At 47.2% G+C, this 20249-nt stretch carries 14 protein-coding genes; 8 read left to right on the top strand and 6 right to left on the bottom strand.

The window, feature by feature from the left end; all coding sequences use genetic code 11:
• Positions 1 to 204: 204 nt before the first annotated feature.
• Positions 205 to 789: a hypothetical protein gene (locus QUA80_RS28690; protein ID WP_333428369.1), complete on the bottom strand. Its 585-nt coding sequence runs from the start codon at positions 787 to 789 to the stop codon at positions 205 to 207.
• A gap of 198 nt (positions 790 to 987) precedes the next feature.
• Here QUA80_RS28690 and QUA80_RS28685 point away from each other — a divergent pair, with 198 nt between their 5' ends.
• The gene (locus tag QUA80_RS28685) at positions 988 to 1251 is read left to right on the top strand and encodes a DUF433 domain-containing protein (RefSeq protein WP_333428368.1); all 264 of its coding nucleotides are present in this window, start codon (positions 988 to 990) and stop codon (positions 1249 to 1251) included.
• Positions 1252 to 1561: 310 nt separating this feature from the next.
• A complete protein-coding gene (locus QUA80_RS28680; protein ID WP_333428367.1) occupies positions 1562 to 1981 on the top strand; it encodes a DUF3592 domain-containing protein in 420 nt (139 codons plus the stop codon).
• 10 nt (positions 1982 to 1991) lie between these two features.
• Here the strand turns inward: QUA80_RS28680 and pyrF are convergent, their stop codons facing one another.
• Positions 1992 to 2702, bottom strand: coding sequence for an orotidine-5'-phosphate decarboxylase (pyrF, locus tag QUA80_RS28675; protein WP_333428366.1), 711 nt, complete (start codon positions 2700 to 2702; stop codon positions 1992 to 1994).
• A gap of 39 nt (positions 2703 to 2741) precedes the next feature.
• Complete coding sequence (gene tyrS / locus QUA80_RS28670; protein WP_333428382.1) at positions 2742 to 3974, bottom strand: tyrosine--tRNA ligase; 1233 nt, start codon at positions 3972 to 3974, stop codon at positions 2742 to 2744.
• Positions 3975 to 4277: 303 nt separating this feature from the next.
• On the opposite strand from tyrS, the gene QUA80_RS28665 reads away from it, so the two are divergent.
• Positions 4278 to 6197: a transglycosylase domain-containing protein gene (locus QUA80_RS28665; RefSeq protein WP_333428365.1), complete on the top strand. Its 1920-nt coding sequence runs from the start codon at positions 4278 to 4280 to the stop codon at positions 6195 to 6197.
• A gap of 183 nt (positions 6198 to 6380) precedes the next feature.
• On the opposite strand, the gene QUA80_RS28660 is transcribed toward QUA80_RS28665, so the two are convergent.
• The 3 genes from QUA80_RS28660 to QUA80_RS28650 all read right to left on the bottom strand — a co-directional run bounded on the left by QUA80_RS28660 (position 6381) and on the right by QUA80_RS28650 (position 10346).
• Positions 6381 to 6704 carry a DUF1825 family protein gene (locus QUA80_RS28660; protein WP_333428364.1) on the bottom strand — a complete coding sequence of 108 codons (324 nt, stop codon included), beginning with the start codon at positions 6702 to 6704 and terminating at the stop codon, positions 6381 to 6383.
• A 232-nt stretch (positions 6705 to 6936) separates the two neighbouring features.
• Positions 6937 to 7554 (bottom strand): signal peptidase I, encoded by a 618-nt coding sequence (lepB, locus tag QUA80_RS28655; protein WP_333428363.1) that lies wholly within the window; start codon positions 7552 to 7554, stop codon positions 6937 to 6939.
• A gap of 314 nt (positions 7555 to 7868) precedes the next feature.
• On the bottom strand, positions 7869 to 10346 hold the full coding sequence (locus QUA80_RS28650) for an ATP-dependent Clp protease ATP-binding subunit (RefSeq protein ID WP_333239306.1): 2478 nt from the start codon (positions 10344 to 10346) through the stop codon (positions 7869 to 7871).
• Between the two features lie 1470 nt (positions 10347 to 11816).
• On the opposite strand from QUA80_RS28650, the gene QUA80_RS28645 reads away from it, so the two are divergent.
• From QUA80_RS28645 to QUA80_RS28625, 5 genes are all read left to right on the top strand, one after another.
• Positions 11817 to 13901: a histidine phosphatase family protein gene (locus QUA80_RS28645; RefSeq protein WP_333428362.1), complete on the top strand. Its 2085-nt coding sequence runs from the start codon at positions 11817 to 11819 to the stop codon at positions 13899 to 13901.
• Between the two features lie 182 nt (positions 13902 to 14083).
• The gene (locus tag QUA80_RS28640) at positions 14084 to 16201 is read left to right on the top strand and encodes a mechanosensitive ion channel domain-containing protein (protein WP_333428361.1); all 2118 of its coding nucleotides are present in this window, start codon (positions 14084 to 14086) and stop codon (positions 16199 to 16201) included.
• Between the two features lie 3 nt (positions 16202 to 16204).
• Positions 16205 to 17305, top strand: coding sequence for an urea transporter (locus QUA80_RS28635; protein WP_333428360.1), 1101 nt, complete (start codon positions 16205 to 16207; stop codon positions 17303 to 17305).
• Positions 17306 to 17345: 40 nt separating this feature from the next.
• On the top strand, positions 17346 to 18827 hold the full coding sequence (locus QUA80_RS28630) for a bifunctional UDP-sugar hydrolase/5'-nucleotidase (RefSeq protein WP_333428359.1): 1482 nt from the start codon (positions 17346 to 17348) through the stop codon (positions 18825 to 18827).
• An 80-nt stretch (positions 18828 to 18907) separates the two neighbouring features.
• Positions 18908 to 19891: a nucleoside hydrolase gene (locus tag QUA80_RS28625; RefSeq protein ID WP_333428358.1), complete on the top strand. Its 984-nt coding sequence runs from the start codon at positions 18908 to 18910 to the stop codon at positions 19889 to 19891.
• Positions 19892 to 20249: the final 358 nt, after the last annotated feature.

Below are 20249 nucleotides of genomic sequence, written 5' to 3'. Positions count from 1 at the left end.
CCAACAGGCTTTCCGGCCTGTTCCACCATAAAAATTATTTCATGTGGGGAGTAGGGGTTGCGCCAGAAAGCCCGCCCGCAAGATGCCTGTTCCACCATAAAATTATTTTCTGTCACCAACAGGCTTTCCGGCCTGTTCCACCATAAAAATTATTTCATGTGGGGAGTAGGGGTTGCGCCAGAAAGCCCGCCCAAAAAATACAATTTAGTTGCGAGACAACTTATTTTTTGCACGACAATCTCGCAGCCACAAACTAATAGCCTCAGCAATTTCGCTTTCACTATCTTGACTTAATAAAGGACGAATATCAGCCGCAGTACCAAACCGAGAAACAAGTTTTGCCAATTCCCAACCGTTTTCCGTTTTAGTTAAAAACAACCAATGATATTGCTGAGTTTCGACTCGTTTTCCCCCGCGATACTGCCGTTCCAAAGTAGTAATGAAAACTTGACTGGCATTTTCAGGAAGTGTATCTTCAAAATTTAAAGGTAACGGTTCAAACTCCGGGCGGCCGGCTAAAATTATTTGACGAGGGACGTAACCGGGCGGTGTGTTAGTGTTAGGAGAAAAGTGCGATCGCACAATTACGCGATTAGCATAACTAGGCAAATCTGGCAACAGGCGATCGACCAAAGTTTCTAAATCAGCCGGACAGGGCGATCGGGCCAACAAACCATGCCCGTTTGCATTTACATTAACATCATCGATTGCCAAATTAACCGCCATAGTTGGAGTCCCAACAACCCAAAAAATCGCAACCAAAATACTACTTACTGGAAATACATTCAACCTCAGAAATACTCCTCATCGATCTTGTGCAGTCAATGGTTAAAGCAAAGCTCATCTGCTACAATTTCCTGTATCTACACACTTTAACATAGCAATATGCAGCAGTGGATACCGGGAAAACAACTGCACGAAAGCAAATATTTAAAAGTTGTAAGCTATAATAAAGGTTATTCGTAGACTCTTTCAAAAACTATGGGTATGGTTTCAGTATCCAATAACAAACCAACCATCATCCGCACAGAGCGCGGACTGACAATTGCGGGTACGCGCACAACCCTCTATGATGTGATGGACTACTTGACTGCTGAGTATCCCCCGAAGTTTATCCGTTGCTTATTTGACTTAACAGAAGATCGAATTAACGCTGCTTTATCCTACATTGAGGAAAATCGTGCAGAAATTCAAGCAGAATATCAACTTGTTTTAAGGGAAGCTAAGGAAATTCAGCATTACTGGGAATAGCGCAATCGAGAACATTCTGCCCGCGTTGCAGCGAGGCCACCTAAACCCGGTACCGAAGCTATTTGGGCAAAACTTCGAGAGCAAAAAGCCAAACACGAACTAGAAGCATGAATTTGGGAAAAGTTTTTATTTTAATTATTTTCCCTGCCTCTAGTTCCGATGGAGTCCAACTCAAAGATTCCACAGATTTATAATCTTTACGGGAGTTGGGTGTCGTCAACCAATTGGTTCTACTACGGGACAGTAATATATTCCGCCAAGCTTGTCAATAGCTTGCATTACTTTTTAGCTAGCATACCAGGTGTCCGTTATGAATAGCTTTAAGCTCATCTGTAAACTCTTGACAGGGATTTCTGTACTTCCTTTCTCTTTGTTTGTGATGGGTTTAGCGATTTATAGTTCTTTAGACACCAGTTTTTTCCTGAACTCTGCCGTTAAAACAAATGGAGTAGTCATCGACTTAGTACGCCATGCAAATAAGAATATTTACACCTCAAAGTATAGTTTTTCAGATGAGCGTGGTCTGACTTACACAGGGGTTTATCATGTATATTCAAGACCGGCTGTATATGGGATTGGTGAACCCGTTGAAGTTCTATATGACCCTCAGTTTCCCCAAAAATCAGTAATTGATGATGGTTCGGTTCAGGATTATTTTTTCAATACGGGAATATTTTTATCGGGCTTGATTCCATTTTTAATGGCTATTTTAATCTTCAAACGCCTTTAGATTGCTATGGTTATCCCAACTCTTCACAAATCCGCGCAAAAGCCGCCACCGGATCTGGCGCAGCAGTAATCGGCCGCCCAATCACCAGATAATCCGCACCAGCTTTCAAAGCAGCCTTCGGAGTCATCGATCGTTTTTGATCGCCCCCATCTGCCCATTTCGGACGCACACCGGGACAAACTAACAGAAAATCATCCCCGCAACTCATTCTTAACTGTTCCACTTCTTGCGGAGAACAAACAGCCCCAGCTAAACCCGTTTCCTTAGCCAACAATGCCATGTGCAAAGCAAATTCTGGCAACTCCAAAGGTATTTTCAACTCAAAAGCCAACTGTCGCGAATTCAAACTCGTCAACAGAGTAATTGCAATCAACTTAGGAGTCGGTTGATCCACAGCCGCCGCCCCTTCAGTCAAAGCCAACTGTGCCGCTTTCAAAGCATCTTTACCGCAAGTAGAATGGATAGTCAATAAATCCACATTGTACTTAGCAGCAGCCCGACAAGCACCAGCTACGGTATTCGGGATATCGTGAAACTTCAAATCGAGAAAAATCCGCTTTTCCCGCTGTTTTAAAATTTCCAAAATCCCCGGTCCGGAACTCACAAACAGTTCCAAACCGACTTTCCAAAAAGATACATCAGGCAGTTTGTCAAGAAGTGCGATCGCATCTTCCTGACTCGAAACATCTAAAGCAACAATAATTCGATTATCAGCGTTCATCAGCGTTCATCAGCCTTCATCGGCGGTTAAAAAAGACATTCAAGACACCAATCGCACAAACTTATTCTTCCCAACCTGTAAAACCTTACCGCATAAATCGGCAGGTGATTCAAAAGTAAGATTAACATCAGAAACCCGATCGCCCTCCAACTTCACCCCGCCGCCCTGCATCAACTTCCGCGCCTCACCGCTGCTTTTACAAAGCCCGCTAGCACTGAGAATATAAAACAACTTAGCCGGAAACTGGACGTTTGCCAAAGAAAACTCCGCCACAGCATCAGCTTGTCCCGCAGCACCTTTAACCAGCGCAATTGCATCTTGTTGTGCGCGTTCCGCCGCTTCCGAACCGCGATACTGGCGCACCACATCCACAGCCAAAAGTTTCTGTTTTTCTCGCGGATTTTCTGGCAATTCATCAAGCGGCAAATCTGTCAATAGTTCAAAATACTGGGCGATCGAACTATCAGCAATTTTCTCCAGCTTAGAATACATAGTCAGCGGGTCTTCCGACAAACCCACATAATTGCCCAAAGACTTCGACATCTTCTGCACGCCGTCAGTCCCGATCAAAATCGGCATCAGCAAACCAAACTGCGGCTTCATCCCAAAATGCCGCTGCAAATCTCTCCCCACCGCAATATTAAACTTTTGGTCGGTTCCCCCCAATTCCACATCCGCTTCCAAAGCCACCGAATCGTAACCTTGCATTACTGGATACAGAAACTCATGCAGGTAAATCGCATTTTCTTGTTCCATCCTCTGATCGAAGCCCTCTTTCGCCAGCATCTGCTGAACCGTCATCGTCCCCAGCAGTTCCAGAATTTTCGCCATATCCAATTTTGACAGCCATTCCGAGTTGTAGCGGATCTCCAAACGTCCGGGCGTGTCAAAATCTAAAATCGGACGCACTTGGTCTAAATAAGTCTTGGCATTTTCCGCGACTTGTTCCTCAGTCAACTGCTGGCGAACTTCCGATTTCCCCGTCGGATCGCCAATTCTTGCGGTAAAATCCCCGAGTACCAGTACAGCAGTGTGACCGGCATCCTGAAATGCCCGCAGCTTGCGGAAGCAAATGCTGTGGCCCAAGTGAATGTCCCTCCCCGTCGCATCAATTCCGAGTTTGACGCGCAACGGTCGATCGACTTTTGCCAGCAGTTGGGCTAAATTTTCGTCAGGGTTGCTAGAATCAGGTCGATCTGGAAAAATCTCGCTGACGCCGCGGTAAAGCGCTGAAAGGTTAGAAGTTGTTATCATCGGGGAGCGATCGTCCATCATATTTTGCCAAAGTGCAGCAGAATTAGTTACACTCACTGGTTGACGCATAAAAACATAACTATCAAGCTACTATAATCCCAAAGCTGACCGGCTTTCATTAGCTGACCCCGCCCAAAAACGGATACCAGCCCCCGACAACAGTCGTGGAGATCCCCAAATTTTAGACTATTGTTCAAATTCCCAGATTCATCTGTGGAATAAATCTAAAATCTAAAATCTAAAATCGACTGACAGTCTCTAGGGTTCGCATCTAAAATTAAAAGTCTTAAACCCCAAATCGAATGAGGAAGTGAAATCCACGTGTCAACCAACGCAGTCCGCAAAAACACGGAAAACTCAGCCCCCGTATTCGAGTTTGTTCAGTCAGTCAGTAAAGTGACCGCCGGAACCATACTCAGCATGACAATGCTTGCCAGTTCCGTAGTCGCTGGCGGACTGGTTGGCTTAGCGATCAGCTTCCGCAATTTGCCAGATGTTCGCATCTTGCAAACCTACTCTCCCACAGAAACTACCCACATTTACGACATCAACGGCAAGCCCCTAGCCAGCATTCACGACGAAGCCAACCGGGATGTCGTACCCCTTGACAAAATCTCCCCGAACCTGAAACGGGCTGTTCTGGCGATCGAAGATAGCAACTTCTTCACCCACAAAGGCATCAACCCCGGCGGGATAGCCCGAGCTTTCATAGTCAACCTAGAAAAAGGTAGAACCGTTGAAGGCGGTTCCACTATGACTATGCAGCTAGTCAAAAACTTGTTTCTATCTCCCCAGTCAAAATTTAGTCGCAAGGTAGCTGAAGCGGTAATGTCTATCCGCTTGGAGCAAATTCTCAACAAAGACCAAATTCTGCAACTATACCTGAATCAAATCTATTTAGGGCACAACTTGTACGGTGTAGAGACAGCTTCTCGAAGCTATTTCAACAAGTCAGCAAATAATTTGACTCTTTCAGAATCAGCGATGCTCGCCGGCTTAATTTCTGCCCCCGAAGAATACAGTCCTTTCGTCAATTACAAGTTGGCAAAAGAGCGGCAGGAAATCGTTTTAAACCGGATGAAGGAGCTCAAATGGATTACGCCGGCCCAAGAGACTGCCGCCCGAGGGCAAAAAATTAAGCTAGGCCAAATTACCTCTTTTGGCGGATCTCAAGTTCCTTACGTCACACAAGCCGTAGTCCAAGAGCTGACACGGCGTTTCGGGCGAGATGCCGTGCTCAAGGGAGGAATGCGCGTTCAAACCACGATCGACCTCAAACTGCAGCGCATAGCCGAAGAAACCGTCAAAGGGTGGCACGAAAGGCTTTACTACCAAGGGCTGTTTTACAATCGCGACCAAGGTCAAATTGCCCTAGCCGCAGTAGATCCCCGCACCCACTTTGTCAAAGCAATGGTTGGGGGCGTCGATTACAAAAAGAGTCAGTTCAACCGCGCCATTCAAGCACGCCGCCAGCCCGGATCTTCTTTTAAGCCTTTCGTCTACTACGCTGCCTTTGCTAGCGGCAAATACAGCCCCGATTCAGTTGTCTACGACTCCCCTGTCGGCTACCGCGACGGCGACGGCTACTACTACCCTCAAAACTACGGCGGCGGCTTTTCCGGTGCCGTCAGCATCCGCAGAGCTTTGGAAGTATCGCTGAACATTCCCGCAGTCAAGCTCGGTCAAGAAGTGGGATTGAATAAAGTAATTGAGATTTGCCGGGTGCTCGGCATCAGAAGTCCCATGGAACCCGTGGTTTCTTTGCCCTTGGGTGCAGTTGACCTGACTCCTTTAGAAATGGCCGGAGCTTTTGCTACCTTCGCCAACAACGGCTGGCATTCTGACACCACGTTTATCGTGCAAGTCACCGACAGCAGCGGCAACGTCTTGCTCGACAATACGCCCAAACCCAAATTAGTTCTCAATGCCTGGGCTGCGGCATCTGTCAACAGCGCCCTCCAAGGGGTAATTTACAACGGAACCGCAAGGGCGGCTCAACTCGGGCGACCGGCTGCTGGGAAAACTGGTACAACTTCCTCAGAACGCGATATCTGGTTTGTGGGCTACGTCCCCCAGTTGTCGGTGGCAGTTTGGATGGGCAACGATGATTACACGCCGATGAGCTACGGCGCTACTGGCGGTACTATTGTCGCCCCTGTCTGGCGCGATTTTATGAGCCAAGCTTTACAGGGCGTTCCCGCAGAAAGTTTTAAACCTGCTTCATCTTTTGAGCGACCTTAATTATCAGTCAGCAGTCATTGGGGATGGGGCATGGGGCATGAGGCATTAGGCATGGGGCATTGGGGATGGGGCATTGGGGATGGGGAATACTTTCTTTTTCTTCCTTCTTCCTTCTTCCTTCTTCCTTCTTCCTTCTTCCTTCTTCCTTCTTCCTTCTTCCTTCTTCCTTCTTCCTTCTGCTGACTAGGATTGTTTTTCCAGCTCAGTTTTCATCCGCTCCAGCGTTGAGTTCATTTGCTCAAACATCTGCTGGGGCGTGATGCCAAATTGATTGAGCTGTGTTTTTAACTGTTCTACAGTCATCTGAGCCATGAAGTCCTCAGACAGCTCGAAGCGCTTCATAAAAATACGGTAGCGCTCCATCATTGATTCCATCTGAGCAATGAAAATTTTCTTGCCTTCGCGATCGAATTTGCCGTAACTGCCACCTAGTTTGATGAGAGATTGATAGTCTTCAAACAACAGCTTGGCTTCTTGCTGAACAATTTCTGAATCAAAAAATCCCATAGCTTTCCTGATTTTTTAATATTCTACTAATTTTGATCTAGGCGAGAAATCCCGCTGCTTTTTGTACTATTTTATCAGTTGCCGGAGGAAGTCCCTACCCCTTAAGGCACAAGAATCAGTAGAAATTTCCGTACAGGATAAGGCATGGGAATGGGGCATCGGGCCTAAAAGCATCGGGCTTGCGATGACAACAGTCAACAGTCAACTCTCAACTGTCAACTGTCAACTGACTTCAAACTTCGCCGATGCGTTCTAGAGGCCAAAACCGCAGTACAGCGCGGCCGATGATATTCTGCTTAGGTAAAAATCCCCACCTGCTGGAGTCGTTGCTGTTGTTGCGGTTGTCTCCCATCACGAAGTATTGATTTTCCGGGACGCGATAAGGCCCCCACTGGTATTTAGGAGGTTCGGCAATATATTTTTCGACGATTGGTTTGTCGTTGAGGTAGACTAGACCTTTTTTAACAGCGACGGTTTGACCGGGTAAGCCAATTACCCGCTTGATGAATGCTTGGTCTTGGGTAAAGCCTTGTTCTTGCAACTTTTCGGGCGGGGCAAATACTACGATATCGCCAGTTTTTGGAGGTTCTAGGTAGTAGGAGATTTTTTCGACTACGACGCGATCGCCCACGTGCAGAGTTGGTACCATAGAATCTGAGGGTATGTAGCGCGGTTCTGCGACCAACGCTCGAATAACTATTGCTAAACCCAAAGCAATAATCACTATCTGAATATTTTCAAAGCTAGACTTCCACGCTTTCTGCCACCAGGTGCTCGTGCTTAGCGAAGTCGAAGCATCAGCCTGAATTTCTGCTACTTCTTTACCCAAATTCTTTTTTTCCGATGTCATTTATTTCTCCACTATATAGTTCTTGCTAATTATCTAATTGCCATTGAAGTAGCTCGCTCTAATTAAACGTAAACTTTGTTTGGGTATTCAGAAACCCGGCAGGGCGAACACGGGGCCGCGACCCCTACAGAAACCGAATCGATCGGTCTGATGTTTTTTGACACGAAGATACTTAGAAAAGTGTAGTGCATTCTCTTGATTTTAACTCATAAAAAAGGCAGAGAATTTTAATTCTCTACCTTTTTTTATGTGAGGATTTTGAGTTTTTTCCGGCTGCAAGATTTGTTATTTCAAAACATCACTCGCCTTGGCACTTACTCAGCGCCTTGAGGCAGCAATTCCCGCTTTTGACCTTGCAGCACCTTAACAATTCCGTCCTCGCCCACATCGACAACAGCGGTATCGCCGTCTTTGATGCGGCCAGAAAGGATTTCCTCTGCCAAGCTGTCTTCCAACAACCGCATAATGGCGCGGCGCAGGGGTCTGGCTCCGTAACTGGGGTTGTAGCCTTCTTCTATCAGCCGTTCTTTGAACCGTTCAGTGACTTCCATCGTGATTCCTTGTTCTGTCAAGCGGCCGAACACTTCTTTGAGCATAATGACGGCGATTTCCTTGACTTCTTCCCTGTTCAACTGGCGGAAGACTATAATTTCGTCGAGCCTGTTGAGGAATTCGGGGCGGAAGTAGTTTTTGAGTTCTTCGTTAACCAAGGAGCGAATACGGTTGTAATTGGCATCGGTTTGGTTTTCGCTGAACTCGAAGCCGAGGCCGCCGCCGCCTGTGGCGATGACCTTAGACCCGATGTTGGATGTCATAATCAGCAGCGTGTTTTTGAAGTCCACGGTGCGACCTTTGGCATCGGTTAAACGGCCGTCTTCCAATATTTGCAGGAGCATATTGAAGACATCGGGGTGGGCTTTTTCGATTTCGTCGAACAGCACGACAGTGTAAGGACGGCGGCGGACTGCTTCTGTGAGTTGGCCGCCTTCGTTGTAGCCGACGTAGCCTGGAGGGGAACCGATGAGTTTGGAGACGGTGTGACGTTCCATGTACTCCGACATATCCAGCCGAATCATCGCGTCTTCGGAACCGAAGAAGTAGCCGGCTAGGGCTTTGGTTAGTTCGGTTTTGCCGACGCCGGTGGGCCCGGAGAAGATGAAACTGGCGATCGGGCGATTCGGATTTTTCAAGCCGACGCGAGCGCGGCGGATGGCGCGGGAAACGGCTTTGACTGCTTCTTCCTGGCCGATCAAGCGCTGGTGCAAGGTATCTTCCATGTGCAGCAGCTTTTCGGATTCGGATTCGGTCAGTTTGTTGACCGGGACGCCCGTCCAGCTTGCCACGATTTGAGCAATGTCTTCTTCGGTGACTACTGGCGATGGGTCGGTTTCGCCGGTGCGGGCCGAGTCGGTTTTTTTGGCTTGGGAAATAGCGCGAATTTCGGCTTTGATCGTCATTTCCCGATCGCGCAATTCGCCGGCTTTGTCAAAGTCTTGAGAACGCACCGCTTCGTCTTTATCTTTGAGGACTTGGCGCAGTTCTTTGTCGAGTTCTTTGGCTGCCGGGGGCAGTTGGGAGTTGATCAGGCGGACTCTGGAACCAGCTTCGTCTACCAAGTCAATTGCTTTGTCTGGGAGGAAGCGGTCGGAGATATACCGATGTGAGAGTTTGGCGGCGGCTTCCAGGGCCGTGTCCAAAATTTTCAGCTTGTGGTGCTGTTCGTAGCGTTCCCGCAGACCGAAGAGAATCTCGATCGTCTCCTCAACGGTCGGTTCCCCTACCATCACGGGCTGGAAGCGTCGCTCTAAGGCTGCATCGCGCTCGATGTGCTTGCGGTACTCGTCGAGGGTGGTAGCGCCGATGCACTGGAGTTCGCCTCTTGCCAAAGCCGGCTTGAGAATGTTGGCCGCGTCGATCGCCCCTTCAGCCGCACCGGCACCGATCAAAGTGTGCACTTCGTCAATCACTAAAATGACATTACCCGCAGTGCGGATTTCGTCCATGATTTTTTTGAGGCGTTCTTCAAATTCGCCCCGGTATTTTGTACCGGCGACGAGCAAGCCGATGTCGAGGGTGACTACGCGCTTGTCTTCCAGGATGTCTGGGATATCGTTGTTAGCGATGCGTTGGGCCAGGCCTTCGGCGATCGCGGTTTTACCGACTCCGGGTTCGCCGATGAGCACCGGGTTATTTTTGGTGCGGCGACCGAGGATTTGAATTACCCGTTCGATTTCTTTTTGGCGTCCGACTACTGGGTCTAGTTTGCCATCGACCGCCATTTGAGTGAGGTTGGCACCGAATTCATCGAGGGTTGGGGTTTTGGTGCGGGCACCTCCGCCGGTGGCTGCGACTTCTGCGGTTTCTCCCAGCATCCGAATGACTTGAGTGCGGACTTTCGACAAGTCTACTCCCAGGTTTTCTAATACTCTGGCCGCTACTCCTTCACCTTCGCGGATCAGGCCCAGCAGCAGGTGTTCGGTACCTATATAATTGTGTCCGAGTTGGCGAGCTTCTTCTAGGGATAGTTCTAGAACCCGCTTGGCGCGGGGGGTGAACGGAATTTCGACTGCTACGAAGCCGGAACCGCGGCCGATGATTTTTTCGACCTCAATCCGAGCGTCTTTGAGATTGACCCCCATTGATTTGAGGACTTTAGCTGCCACCCCGGTTCCTTCACCGATCAGACCCAGGAGGATCTGTTCTGTCCCTACGAAGTTGTGACCCAGGCGGCGAGCTTCTTCCTGGGCCAACATGATTACTTTTATTGCTTTTTCTGTGAAGCGTTCAAACATGATTTATTCCCATCACCTGCTGCTATGTGCCCGTTTCGAGGTCACGCTCGCACTTAAGGAGCGTTTGTGTTCTCGTAGGGACGCGGCATTGCCCTGTCCCTACTCGTACTGCTTATTCTAGCGCGACACTCCCAACCGATCTGCCGCACTCGGCTGCGGTTGCAGATTCCAGGCTCATGTTGCAGGGTGGCTTTCAACTGGGAAGACCCAAATGGTGGCTGACCTACAACCTCCCCTAGACTGCAAGAAGATTGCTCTTCTCGGCCTGTGCCCAACCTACGACTACGTATTGATGGATTCTAGCACAATCTTTTTGGCTGTCATGCAGGTGCAAAAGTGATAATTCTCGAAGTACGGGACGGGTTTTGTACAAAAGTTATTGGTTAGATGGGCGATCGATCCCCTAAACTCGCTCTCAAGCTGCTGTCCATCTCAATAATCTTTTGGTTTGCCAGGGAAAGAGCGAGCTGGGCTTTTTTTATCTAAAATTTTGTCTCAGATCCTTTGAAGATTTGGGTGTGCTTCATGTTGTCTGTTGTGCGATCGCTCCTGCATCAATTAATTAGTATTGCTACACTCCGAGGGTTAAGGTCAGACTACAATCAGCACGGTCAAAGAAAGTGCTTTCGCAGCAGAGTGCTTTTGATCGTTAACCTATCTTACTTAAATCTCTCAAACTTTAAAGTCACAAGAGAACCTAAATCTTGTTTGTGAGTTCTAGCATTTGTTGCAAGCAATTCGGATTTTGCCGTTAAAAAATTCGCAATACTTTCAGTAGATACACTTTTTTTTGACATTTTTTCACAAGCTTTATATCAAATTTAAGTTTGGTGAGTACGAGAAAATATCTAGTATTCAGTTGCACGCGGGAATGGGTTTTCAGGAAATCGCTAATAACCGCACTTCCGACAGTTTTAGATAACTGAGATGTTGCACCATTCTCAATCATCCTTTTACGAACAAGCTTTCCGACCAGTGAAGCGAGAAAATTCATCTCTCGCTTCACTCGCCGGAGAGTCCCTTCTTGAGAATTGTGCAAGATGTGAGCGATAACCCACCGTAAAAGAAGGATTGCAGGGCTATCGGCAGGAGTGTGGCGCTAGCGATCGCACGATCGCTCAACCGAAAATCAAGGGTTTCAGACTAGGAATTCACAACAGCCCGCACTATTGCAATCGTCAAGAGCTTTGATACCAACCGGAGTAAATTCAATCTCGATCATAGCTCTCCATTTTCTGGTATACCGCGAGAAAGTGGACTACTTGGATTTTTTTACTTCGGGTGATTTAACCCGAAACTTTGCTGGACAAAAAGCACGGTCTTCGATCGTGCAAAGTATTATGAACGGCACAGTCTAGAACCGTGGTTTCGTGGTAAAGTGCTTTTGGTCATTAACTGGTCTGACTTAAAAGTCTGAAACTTGAAAGTTAGAAAATCTAAATCATGTTTAAGGCGTAGTGAAAGTAAGTTATGAACACTAGAAACTTAGATGACCCGGTAGAAAGTAGCGACAACGGATCGCTCGAAGTTACAGGTAAATCCGATGATGTAACCAGGGCTACTTCTGCAGGTTCACCAAAAGAATTCAATCCAGAACAGCTAGGACGTGTCTACTTTATTCGGCACGGTGAAAGTACCAGTAACGAACGCAATATTTTTGCAGGAGTTCTGGATGTTGACCTGACATCGTTTGGCAGGTTGCAGGCGCGCCGTGCAGGTGTTGACTTGAAGAAAAAAGGTACAAAGTTTGACGCAGTATATGTGTCCCACATGAGACGCGCGCGTCAAACCTGTGAAATCGCCCTTGCTGAAAGTCAAGCACTGAAGTCGCCCGATACCCCCGTTCAAATCGACCATCGAATTAGCGAGAAATCCTTTGGCATTTTTGCGGGTCGCAACCTAAATTTGCTGCGTCTAGCCCTGGGCTACGAAGGCTTCGAGGAAATGTTGCATTCACATAACGAAGCACCCCCGGCTGGCGAAAAGATTGCCCAAGTTTACGCTCGCGCTGCCCATTTCTACGAAGACAAAGTTGTACCGCACTTAGAACGCGGTGAAACAGTTCTAGTAGTGTGCCACCAATATGTGTTGGAGCCTCTAGCACTTTATTTAAGCGGTCTGCCGCCTACTGCTTACAAACACCTGAAACTCCCCAACGGTAAAGCTCTCAGCGGTGTGGATCTGGTCAAGTTTCGGGACAAGGAATCGGGCGGTGCCGCTTCGGTGCGGAAAGAGATTAACGATCTTTCAATTATGTGGGCGATTTTGATCTATGCCGCCGCATTTTTGCTGGGAAGTTTGGTAGGGGCAATCAGCGGCGCAGCAGGAGCGATTCCGTCACCGCTATTTCGAGCCATAATTGTTGCGTGTCTTGCCGCTTCAACATTTTATACCTACCTGGACATCGACTTTGCCGCGAGTAAACGCAAAGTAACTTCAACTGTGAAGTATTTAGTTTACGGGTGGATGGCAGTGCGGTGGGCAGTTGGACTATTCTTAATATTTTCGGGATTTTTGTATCAGACTGAAGCCGATTTGTACAAAGTTTTGTGGGTGCTGTTTTGGATGGTTCCGCCAGCCCTGACTTCCCCAGTTTTATCAGTGCTTTGGGGCGGCAATCTTTATCCGTCGGCCCTGTTGTCAAGAATGCTATCAATCGTTGCTCCGCTGGCGCTTCTGGCTACATTGAAGGTTGCCAATTTACCCATAAACGTTGACAGCCTGATATTTTTCGGTGTCATTCTAATTCTAGGTCTGGCCATACCGGGTGCGATCGCCCAGTTTTGGCGGGACAAATCTCCTGTAGAATCAAACCACCACAGTAAAAACTGGAAATTTATCGGTGTGCTGGCTGTTGCATTAATGGCTTTTGCCACCGGGTTTCAGTTTACTCCGGCAACCTTCATTTCGGATCTATTTTCTTCAACCGATCCGAATCGCTCGCTAGCTTGTCTGCAGCAATTGGCAATTGCAACTTTGGTATTTGTCTCGATGCGCGTAGCAGCTACATTAACCTCAATAGTGACAAATGGCAAGCTAAGTAAGGCAGAAGCTCGGGATGCTTATATCCTGCTGGTGAACCCAAACTTTTTCCTTTGGGCGGCTCTTTTTATCGGAGTTAGCGCAACTGCAAATCCCGAAGCCGTAAAATATGCAATTTTTTGGGCATCGCTGGGCTTTTTCTGCATACCGCTCATCGAACAGATATTGTTCATGAATTCATTTGGCAATGACATACTGAGAGAAACACTGCGTTCTTCGAGAGTGGCGACAGAAGATATCAAAAAGCTGTTCCTGCAATTGGATACGGATGGAAGTAAGGCGCTAGAACGAACTGAGATTATGGAGTTGTTAGGGCTAATCGAAGATCTGACAACAGGCGAACGCAGCTCTGAACAAGTCAGAAGCTACGTCACTGATTATCTGTTTACCATTCTTGACTCCGATAAAAATGGCAGTGTTGATTTAGCAGAGTTAGAAGAGTACATATCAACCTATGGGTTAGTTGCTAACCTGAACGTCGTATCTGCTAGCGCATCTCCAGTGGGAGCATAAGTGGCGATCGCCCAGAGTTGATATTAATGGAAGTAACAGAATTTATAAAAGTTATGTTACTTCCAAGTTCAAGAGAGGAGCAATTTATAGATTACTTTTCTCCACTGTTCCTCCATTTTTCTATTTAAAAACCTAGTTCTGGAATGAACTTGTTAGATATCAAAATCGGGAGAGTGTAGCAAATGTCGCGTTATAAAATTCGAGCAATTATCCTGACGGCAGTCGTTTGTGTTGCCGTGGTATGGACGACTCCAGTGCGATCGCAGGAGCAAGAACAAGAGCCAGCTAAAGATGCCAACACTCCAAAGGTGGAACAAGTTGAACCAGAGAAACCGGCAGACCCCAAAGCAGCAACAACTACCAAAGATATTAATATTCCCGTCGATGAACTGAAAATCCTCCTGAAGCCGCTCACTGTCGAAGAACTCCGAGACGAGGCAGCAGCGTGGATGCTTGTACTCCAAAAAAAAGCCCGCGAAATCAGCGAAGCTGAAGTTACCATCAAGCGCCAGAATCAAGCCATCAGCCAACAACAAGAAGGCGTTGATGCCCTAGAAAAAGCCAAAAAAGCCCTCGAAGCAGCCGAGCAAGCTCAAAAAGGTGCTGCCCCTGGTTCACCGCAATATCTAGAAGGAACGAAAAAGGTAGAAGAAGCCAAAGAAAGCCTCAAAAAAGCCCAGTCAGCAGTCGAGAAATCGAAAACAACCAAAGCCGAATTAAAACAAGACGAGACATCGAATAAGACGCTGGAAAAAGCTCAAAAAACCGGCGACTTAGAAACAGGCAAACAAACTCTCGATCGAATAAAGGCCGATCGAGATAAGACCGTTGCTGGATCTCTAGCTTATTCCGAGGCCACCAAAACGATCGAAAAACTAGAAGCAGCGATCAAAGCCTTCGAGTCCGCCCAAGCAGCTCAAAAAGGTGCTGAGCCCGAGTCACCGGAATACGAGCAAGCCACCCAGCAGCTAGAAAAAGCCGACGAAGCCCTCAAACAACTGCTCAAAGATATTGGGGGTACTGCAACAGAACAATCGTCCCAAGAGCTAGACAAGGCCACAGCCGCCGTTGCAAACACCGAAATTAAAAACAGCGGGGAAGAGAAAGTTGCTGGAGACCCGGGAGTCGTCAACAACCAACAGAACCTCCAACAAAAACAACAGGAACTCAAAAAAACGACCGAAAATTTGCAAAAGAGTACCGATGCGGAGTCCAAAGCAAAGAACCAACTCGTAGTCACTGTTACCGAACTCCAATCGCAGCTAACGGCGATCGACGATCGCTTTAACGCCATCTTAGAAGAACTCGAGAAAAAAGGTGGCGATGCCAAGTCCTACCGCCAGTACACTCAAGCCGTTATGAGTATCGACGTAGATACCAAAGATACCCAAGGTTTGGGCGTGCGGCTTCTGGCTTGGGCAAAAGCTGAAGAAGGTGGCCTGCGCTGGGCGGGCAATACAGCGAAGTTTGTCGGGATTGTGATTGTTTCGATCATTGTCTCTCAAATCTTCGGCGCGATCCTCTACCGACTGATGAAGCTATTCAGCGGCACATCGAGAATCATGCGCCAATTTATCGTGATGGTTGTCAAGCGCGGCGGAGTTGTAGTCGGGTTTCTAGTGGCTCTGACAGCGCTGGAAGTCAGCCTCGGTCCAGTTTTAGCCCTGGTTGGGGGTTTGAGTTTCATTTTGGCCTTCGCCCTGCAAAGCAACCTGGGTAACATAGCCAGCGGCTTGATGATTATGGCCTACAAGCCTTTCGATGTCGGTGACGAAATCAAACTCGGCGAACTTTGGGGATGGGTAGAGTCCATCACCTTAGCTAACACGAAAATCAAAGGCCTTGACGGTCAGATATTTAACGTTCCCAACAACACGGTTTGGGGCGACACTATCGAAAACCTGAGTCACAGTGAAACTCGCAAATTTACACACTGGTTGCGGATTGGCTTTGAGGAAGACTTGGGTAAAGTGGAACAATTGCTCGTAGAAATTCTCAAATCGCATCCCAAAGTTTTGCCCTATCCAGCCCCCAGCACCCAAGTATGGAGCATTGAGGACTATTACATCAGTCTCAAGGCCGATGGCTGGGTGAAAAAAGATGATTTTTGGACAGTCCATTCTGACGCGATCCGGATGATTCGGCAAGGGTTCTACAAAGAGGGTATCCAACTTGCTGCTATCCCCAAAAGTATGGAAATAGAAGAACCAGATAATAGTAATGGCAACATTCCCTATCTGGTTTCGGAAACCTCTGTGCATCCGGGTGCAGGCTCGCTTTCGGAAACTCCTACAATCTGATGAATGCGATCGATCCTGACCTTTCTACTCCTGCTGGCATTTGTACCCCAACCCTTCTTCGATCTGGGGCCGCCGCCGCCCCCTTTTCCCGCTGGTGCGATTGACGGATTTCGCTCGATCCAATCGCTGCCGATGGGTCTGGGGCAGATCTTTTTCTCAGACAAGCTTGTTTCAGTTTTGCTAGTCGTCCTAGGCATTGCCATCTGTACCCCGATTGGGGCAGTGGTGGGATTGCTGGGTTGCGCGATGTACCTGCTAGCGGGTTTGCTGCTGGGAGCCAAGCCGGATGAACTGTATACGGGTTTGTGGGGCTACAATGCAGCTCTCACCGCGACGGCAATTGGGGGAGTGTTTTACACGCCAAACCGTCTAAGCATTTCGATCGGTCCGATCTGTGCTTTCTTGGCATCGATCGCCAGCATTCTCTTGGCCCCCCTGTTCTCGCTGCTGAAGCTACCCGTTCTGTCCGTGCCATTTGCAATTGTAACGATTGGGTGTTTTCCGATCTTGCAGCGATCGCTACCTTCACTCGTACCCGTGGTGCTGCATACAGTGGCGAGTCCAGAGGAACACCGACAGCGGTTCCGTGCAGCCGAGGAAACTATTGCTAGCTTCCGGCAACAGCTCAAAGCCGCGCTTGGGGGACAGCAACGCAACATCTTGTTTGAGCAGGCAACTCCTGCGATTAAAGGCGATTTACGCTACATCTTCGATGCAATCGATCGCGATCGCAGTGGGTTCCTCTCAACCCAGGAGCTGGCAACTCACTTGCATCAGGTAGGAAAAGTCCTCTCTGAGGGTGAACTGACCTATCTGTTCACCTGTATGGATAGAGATCGCAGTGGCGCGATCGACTTTGAGGAATTTGGCGAATTAATGTTGTGCCATCAACGCTTAATGTCGAGATATACATCATTTGTCACCTATTTCCTACCGATTGATGTCGATGCAGATGATACCATCAGTATGCAGGAGATGAATACGGCACTAGGCAGGTTGAGAGAGCCACCTCTATCTGAGGATGAAATCACATTCTTACAAGAGCAAACAGGAGGCCAGTCATTAACCTGGAATCGCTTTATTGAAGTGCTGCTCCTGACTTAAACCAAGATTACTAAACAATTCTATTCAGAGGTAAAAGACTATGACGATCACAGAACGGTTTAAAAGTTTCACTATCTTACATTCCAATGATATGCACGGAGACTTTTTGGCAGAAGCTACGGGACTCGCAGAAGGTCATGTGATTGGTGGAATGGCTTTACTTTCAGGCTATATCAATAAAGTTCGCCAGGAGGAGAAAAACGTGCTTTTTGTTATTTCTGGTGATATGCTCCAAGGCTCTACGATTGATGTGGAGTATAAAGGTCTTTCAACCATAGAAATTATGAATTACCTGGCTCCCGACGTAGTGACTCTGGGAAACCACGAATTAGATTATGGGTTACCTCACCTACTTTTCTTGGAAAAGATGGCAAATTTTCCGATTGTGAATGCCAACTTATATATCAAAAAGTACAACAAACGCTTGATGAACCCTTATATCATCCTCAATGTCGATGGATTCGATATTATGTTCATTGGAATTATAACTGAAGAAGCTCTTAAGACATTAAAACGTGACAGGAGTATTGGTACATTCGTAAGTCTTGAAGATGCTGCCTCAGAAGTTGGTAAGATTTGCAACGCCTACAAAAATGACGACATTGACCTAACAGTCCTCATGACACACATCGGTTTTGAAGAGGATAAAAAACTAGCGGCATTGCTAGACCCAGAATGGGGTGTGGATCTGATCGTCGGGGGCCACTCCCATACATTTTTAGAGCAACCAGCCGAAGTTAACAACATTCTAATTGCCCAAGCCGGAGTTGGCACAGACCAAATTGGGCGTTTCGATATTGTAGTAGATGACGATACTAATAGCATTGTTGAATGGAAGTGGCAACTCTTACCTGTGGATAATAATTTGGCTCTGCCCGATCCCGAAATTGAAAAGCTGATTGCTACCTTCAAAGAAGAGGTCGATCGCAAGTACAATCGACTGATTGGACGATTAGCCCATAAACTGACCCATCCTAGGCGTGAAGAAGAAACGGAATTGGGTAACTTATTCGCTGATATTTTTGCCCAATTAGATAGCTTAGATGTAGTTTTTGTCGCCAGTGGTTCAATCCGGGGAACAGAATTAGGACCGGGAGTAACCTTGAGCGATCTTAAACAAATATTCCCTTATGAAGATCCCATGCATAAATATAGGGTAACAGGCCTACAGCTTACAAAAATATTCGCGCATATTATGAGATTGGAAAACCGAATACCCGGTGAAAGTGAGTATCTTCAGGTCAGTAAAGGTGTTCGGGCAGTTTATAGAGACGCGGAAGAAAAGCTGGAATCTTTAAGTATTAATGGACAACCTGTACAAGATGATGGACACTATACCATCTGTATGGATGGCTATCGTTTCCAAAATTCAGAACATACTCTAGGCGTAACCCATGAAGAATTAACAAAACTAGCTGACCCCAAGGTAGTCACAACATCTTGCCAGGATGTCATTGAAGAATACTTTAGTCATCATCAAAATCTTAATAGCCATATCGAAGGAAGATTTGTCTACAAGTAAAGGTTTAAAATTCTTGCTTTACGGGTTATACCTGTACGGTCACAATTTACTTCTAATAAGTTTAATGGAGCAGTAATAGCATGATCGCCCTTTCAAATCAGTCCTTTCCAGTAATAATAGATACAGACGGTGGTGTAGATGATGCTTTGGCTCTGATTATGGCATTGAATTCACCCCAATTAGAGCTGAAAGCAATTACCGTTGTCGCTGGTAATATTAACGTTGAGCAGGCGGCTAATAATGTGTTGCGCGTCATCAGTATTGTGGAGCCAGATACTTCGCCCATTGTGGCTAAAGGCTGTGAAAAACCACTGCTGAAACCTCCTTTCTATGCAGCAGGAATTCATGGGGCAGATGGTTTGGGTGAGTTGGATCGATTTAAGGAAGCGGATGGTACACCTCGCTATCCCAAACTTACTACTAAGCCATCTACAGAGAATGCTATCGATCTGCTTCTTTCGGCAGCTAAAGAGTACGAGAATCTGACCATTATTGCTTTAGGACCACTCACAAATCTAGCCACAGCGATTCAGAAAGATTCTGCAACCATGAAAAAAATCGGGCGGATTATCATCATGGGTGGGGCGGTTACAGTACCGGGAAATATTTCAGCAGCGGCTGAATTTAACTTTTTTGTCGATCCCGATGCCGCTCAAGTCGTGATAGAGTCAGGTATTCCCATCACCTTAGTAGGTCTAGATGTGGCGATGAAAGCTCCTTTATCGCGCCAAGTTGTTGAAGATAATTTACAGCGCCGTCCTTCAAAACTTAGCCAGTTTATTGCCGACTGCACGGGAATTTATATGGCTTTCTACCGTGACAACGAAGGTTTTTATGGGTGTTATTTACACGATCCTTTGGCGATGGCGGTTGCATTAGATCCGAGTTTAGTAACGACAGAATCGCTATATATGATGGTTGAAACTCAGGGACGATTTACAACAGGAATGTCACTAGCCGATCGCCGCGATCGCAGAGATGAGGCAACGAATCCCCCCAATGTAGAGGCTTGCTTAGATGTGGATACTGAACGGTTTATGCAGCTATTCGATCGACTTGTCTGACGAGTGACACAGGTTGGACAATGCCCGATCGGACTTTTCTACAATCATCCCTTATTTGAGGAACCTTATCCTATGACAACTCAACTCACTCATCCCAGAATCTTCTCGACACCGATCCGGGCCCAGACGATATCTATGCCTTTCTTTGGCTTCTGACCTCGGTCAAATCAGGACTAGCTGAACTTGTCGCCGTTACTTCCGCATAGGGCAATGTCGCTGCTAAACGCACGTTTTCTAGTGTGCGTCGCAGATTTTAAATTTAGCAGGGTTCCCAGACATTAAAGCCCACATTCCGCACCCCAAACTGGCACATAGTCGGATTGAGGGGGTAAAAGTGAATCACCCGAGACAAGGGTGA

This window comes from Microcoleus sp. F4-D5 (genome assembly GCF_036704885.1).
In the GTDB taxonomy this organism is placed as follows: domain Bacteria; phylum Cyanobacteriota; class Cyanobacteriia; order Cyanobacteriales; family Microcoleaceae; genus Microcoleus.
Note: the sequence above shows the minus strand (reverse complement) of the source record. Positions and strands in the feature narration are given on the sequence as shown.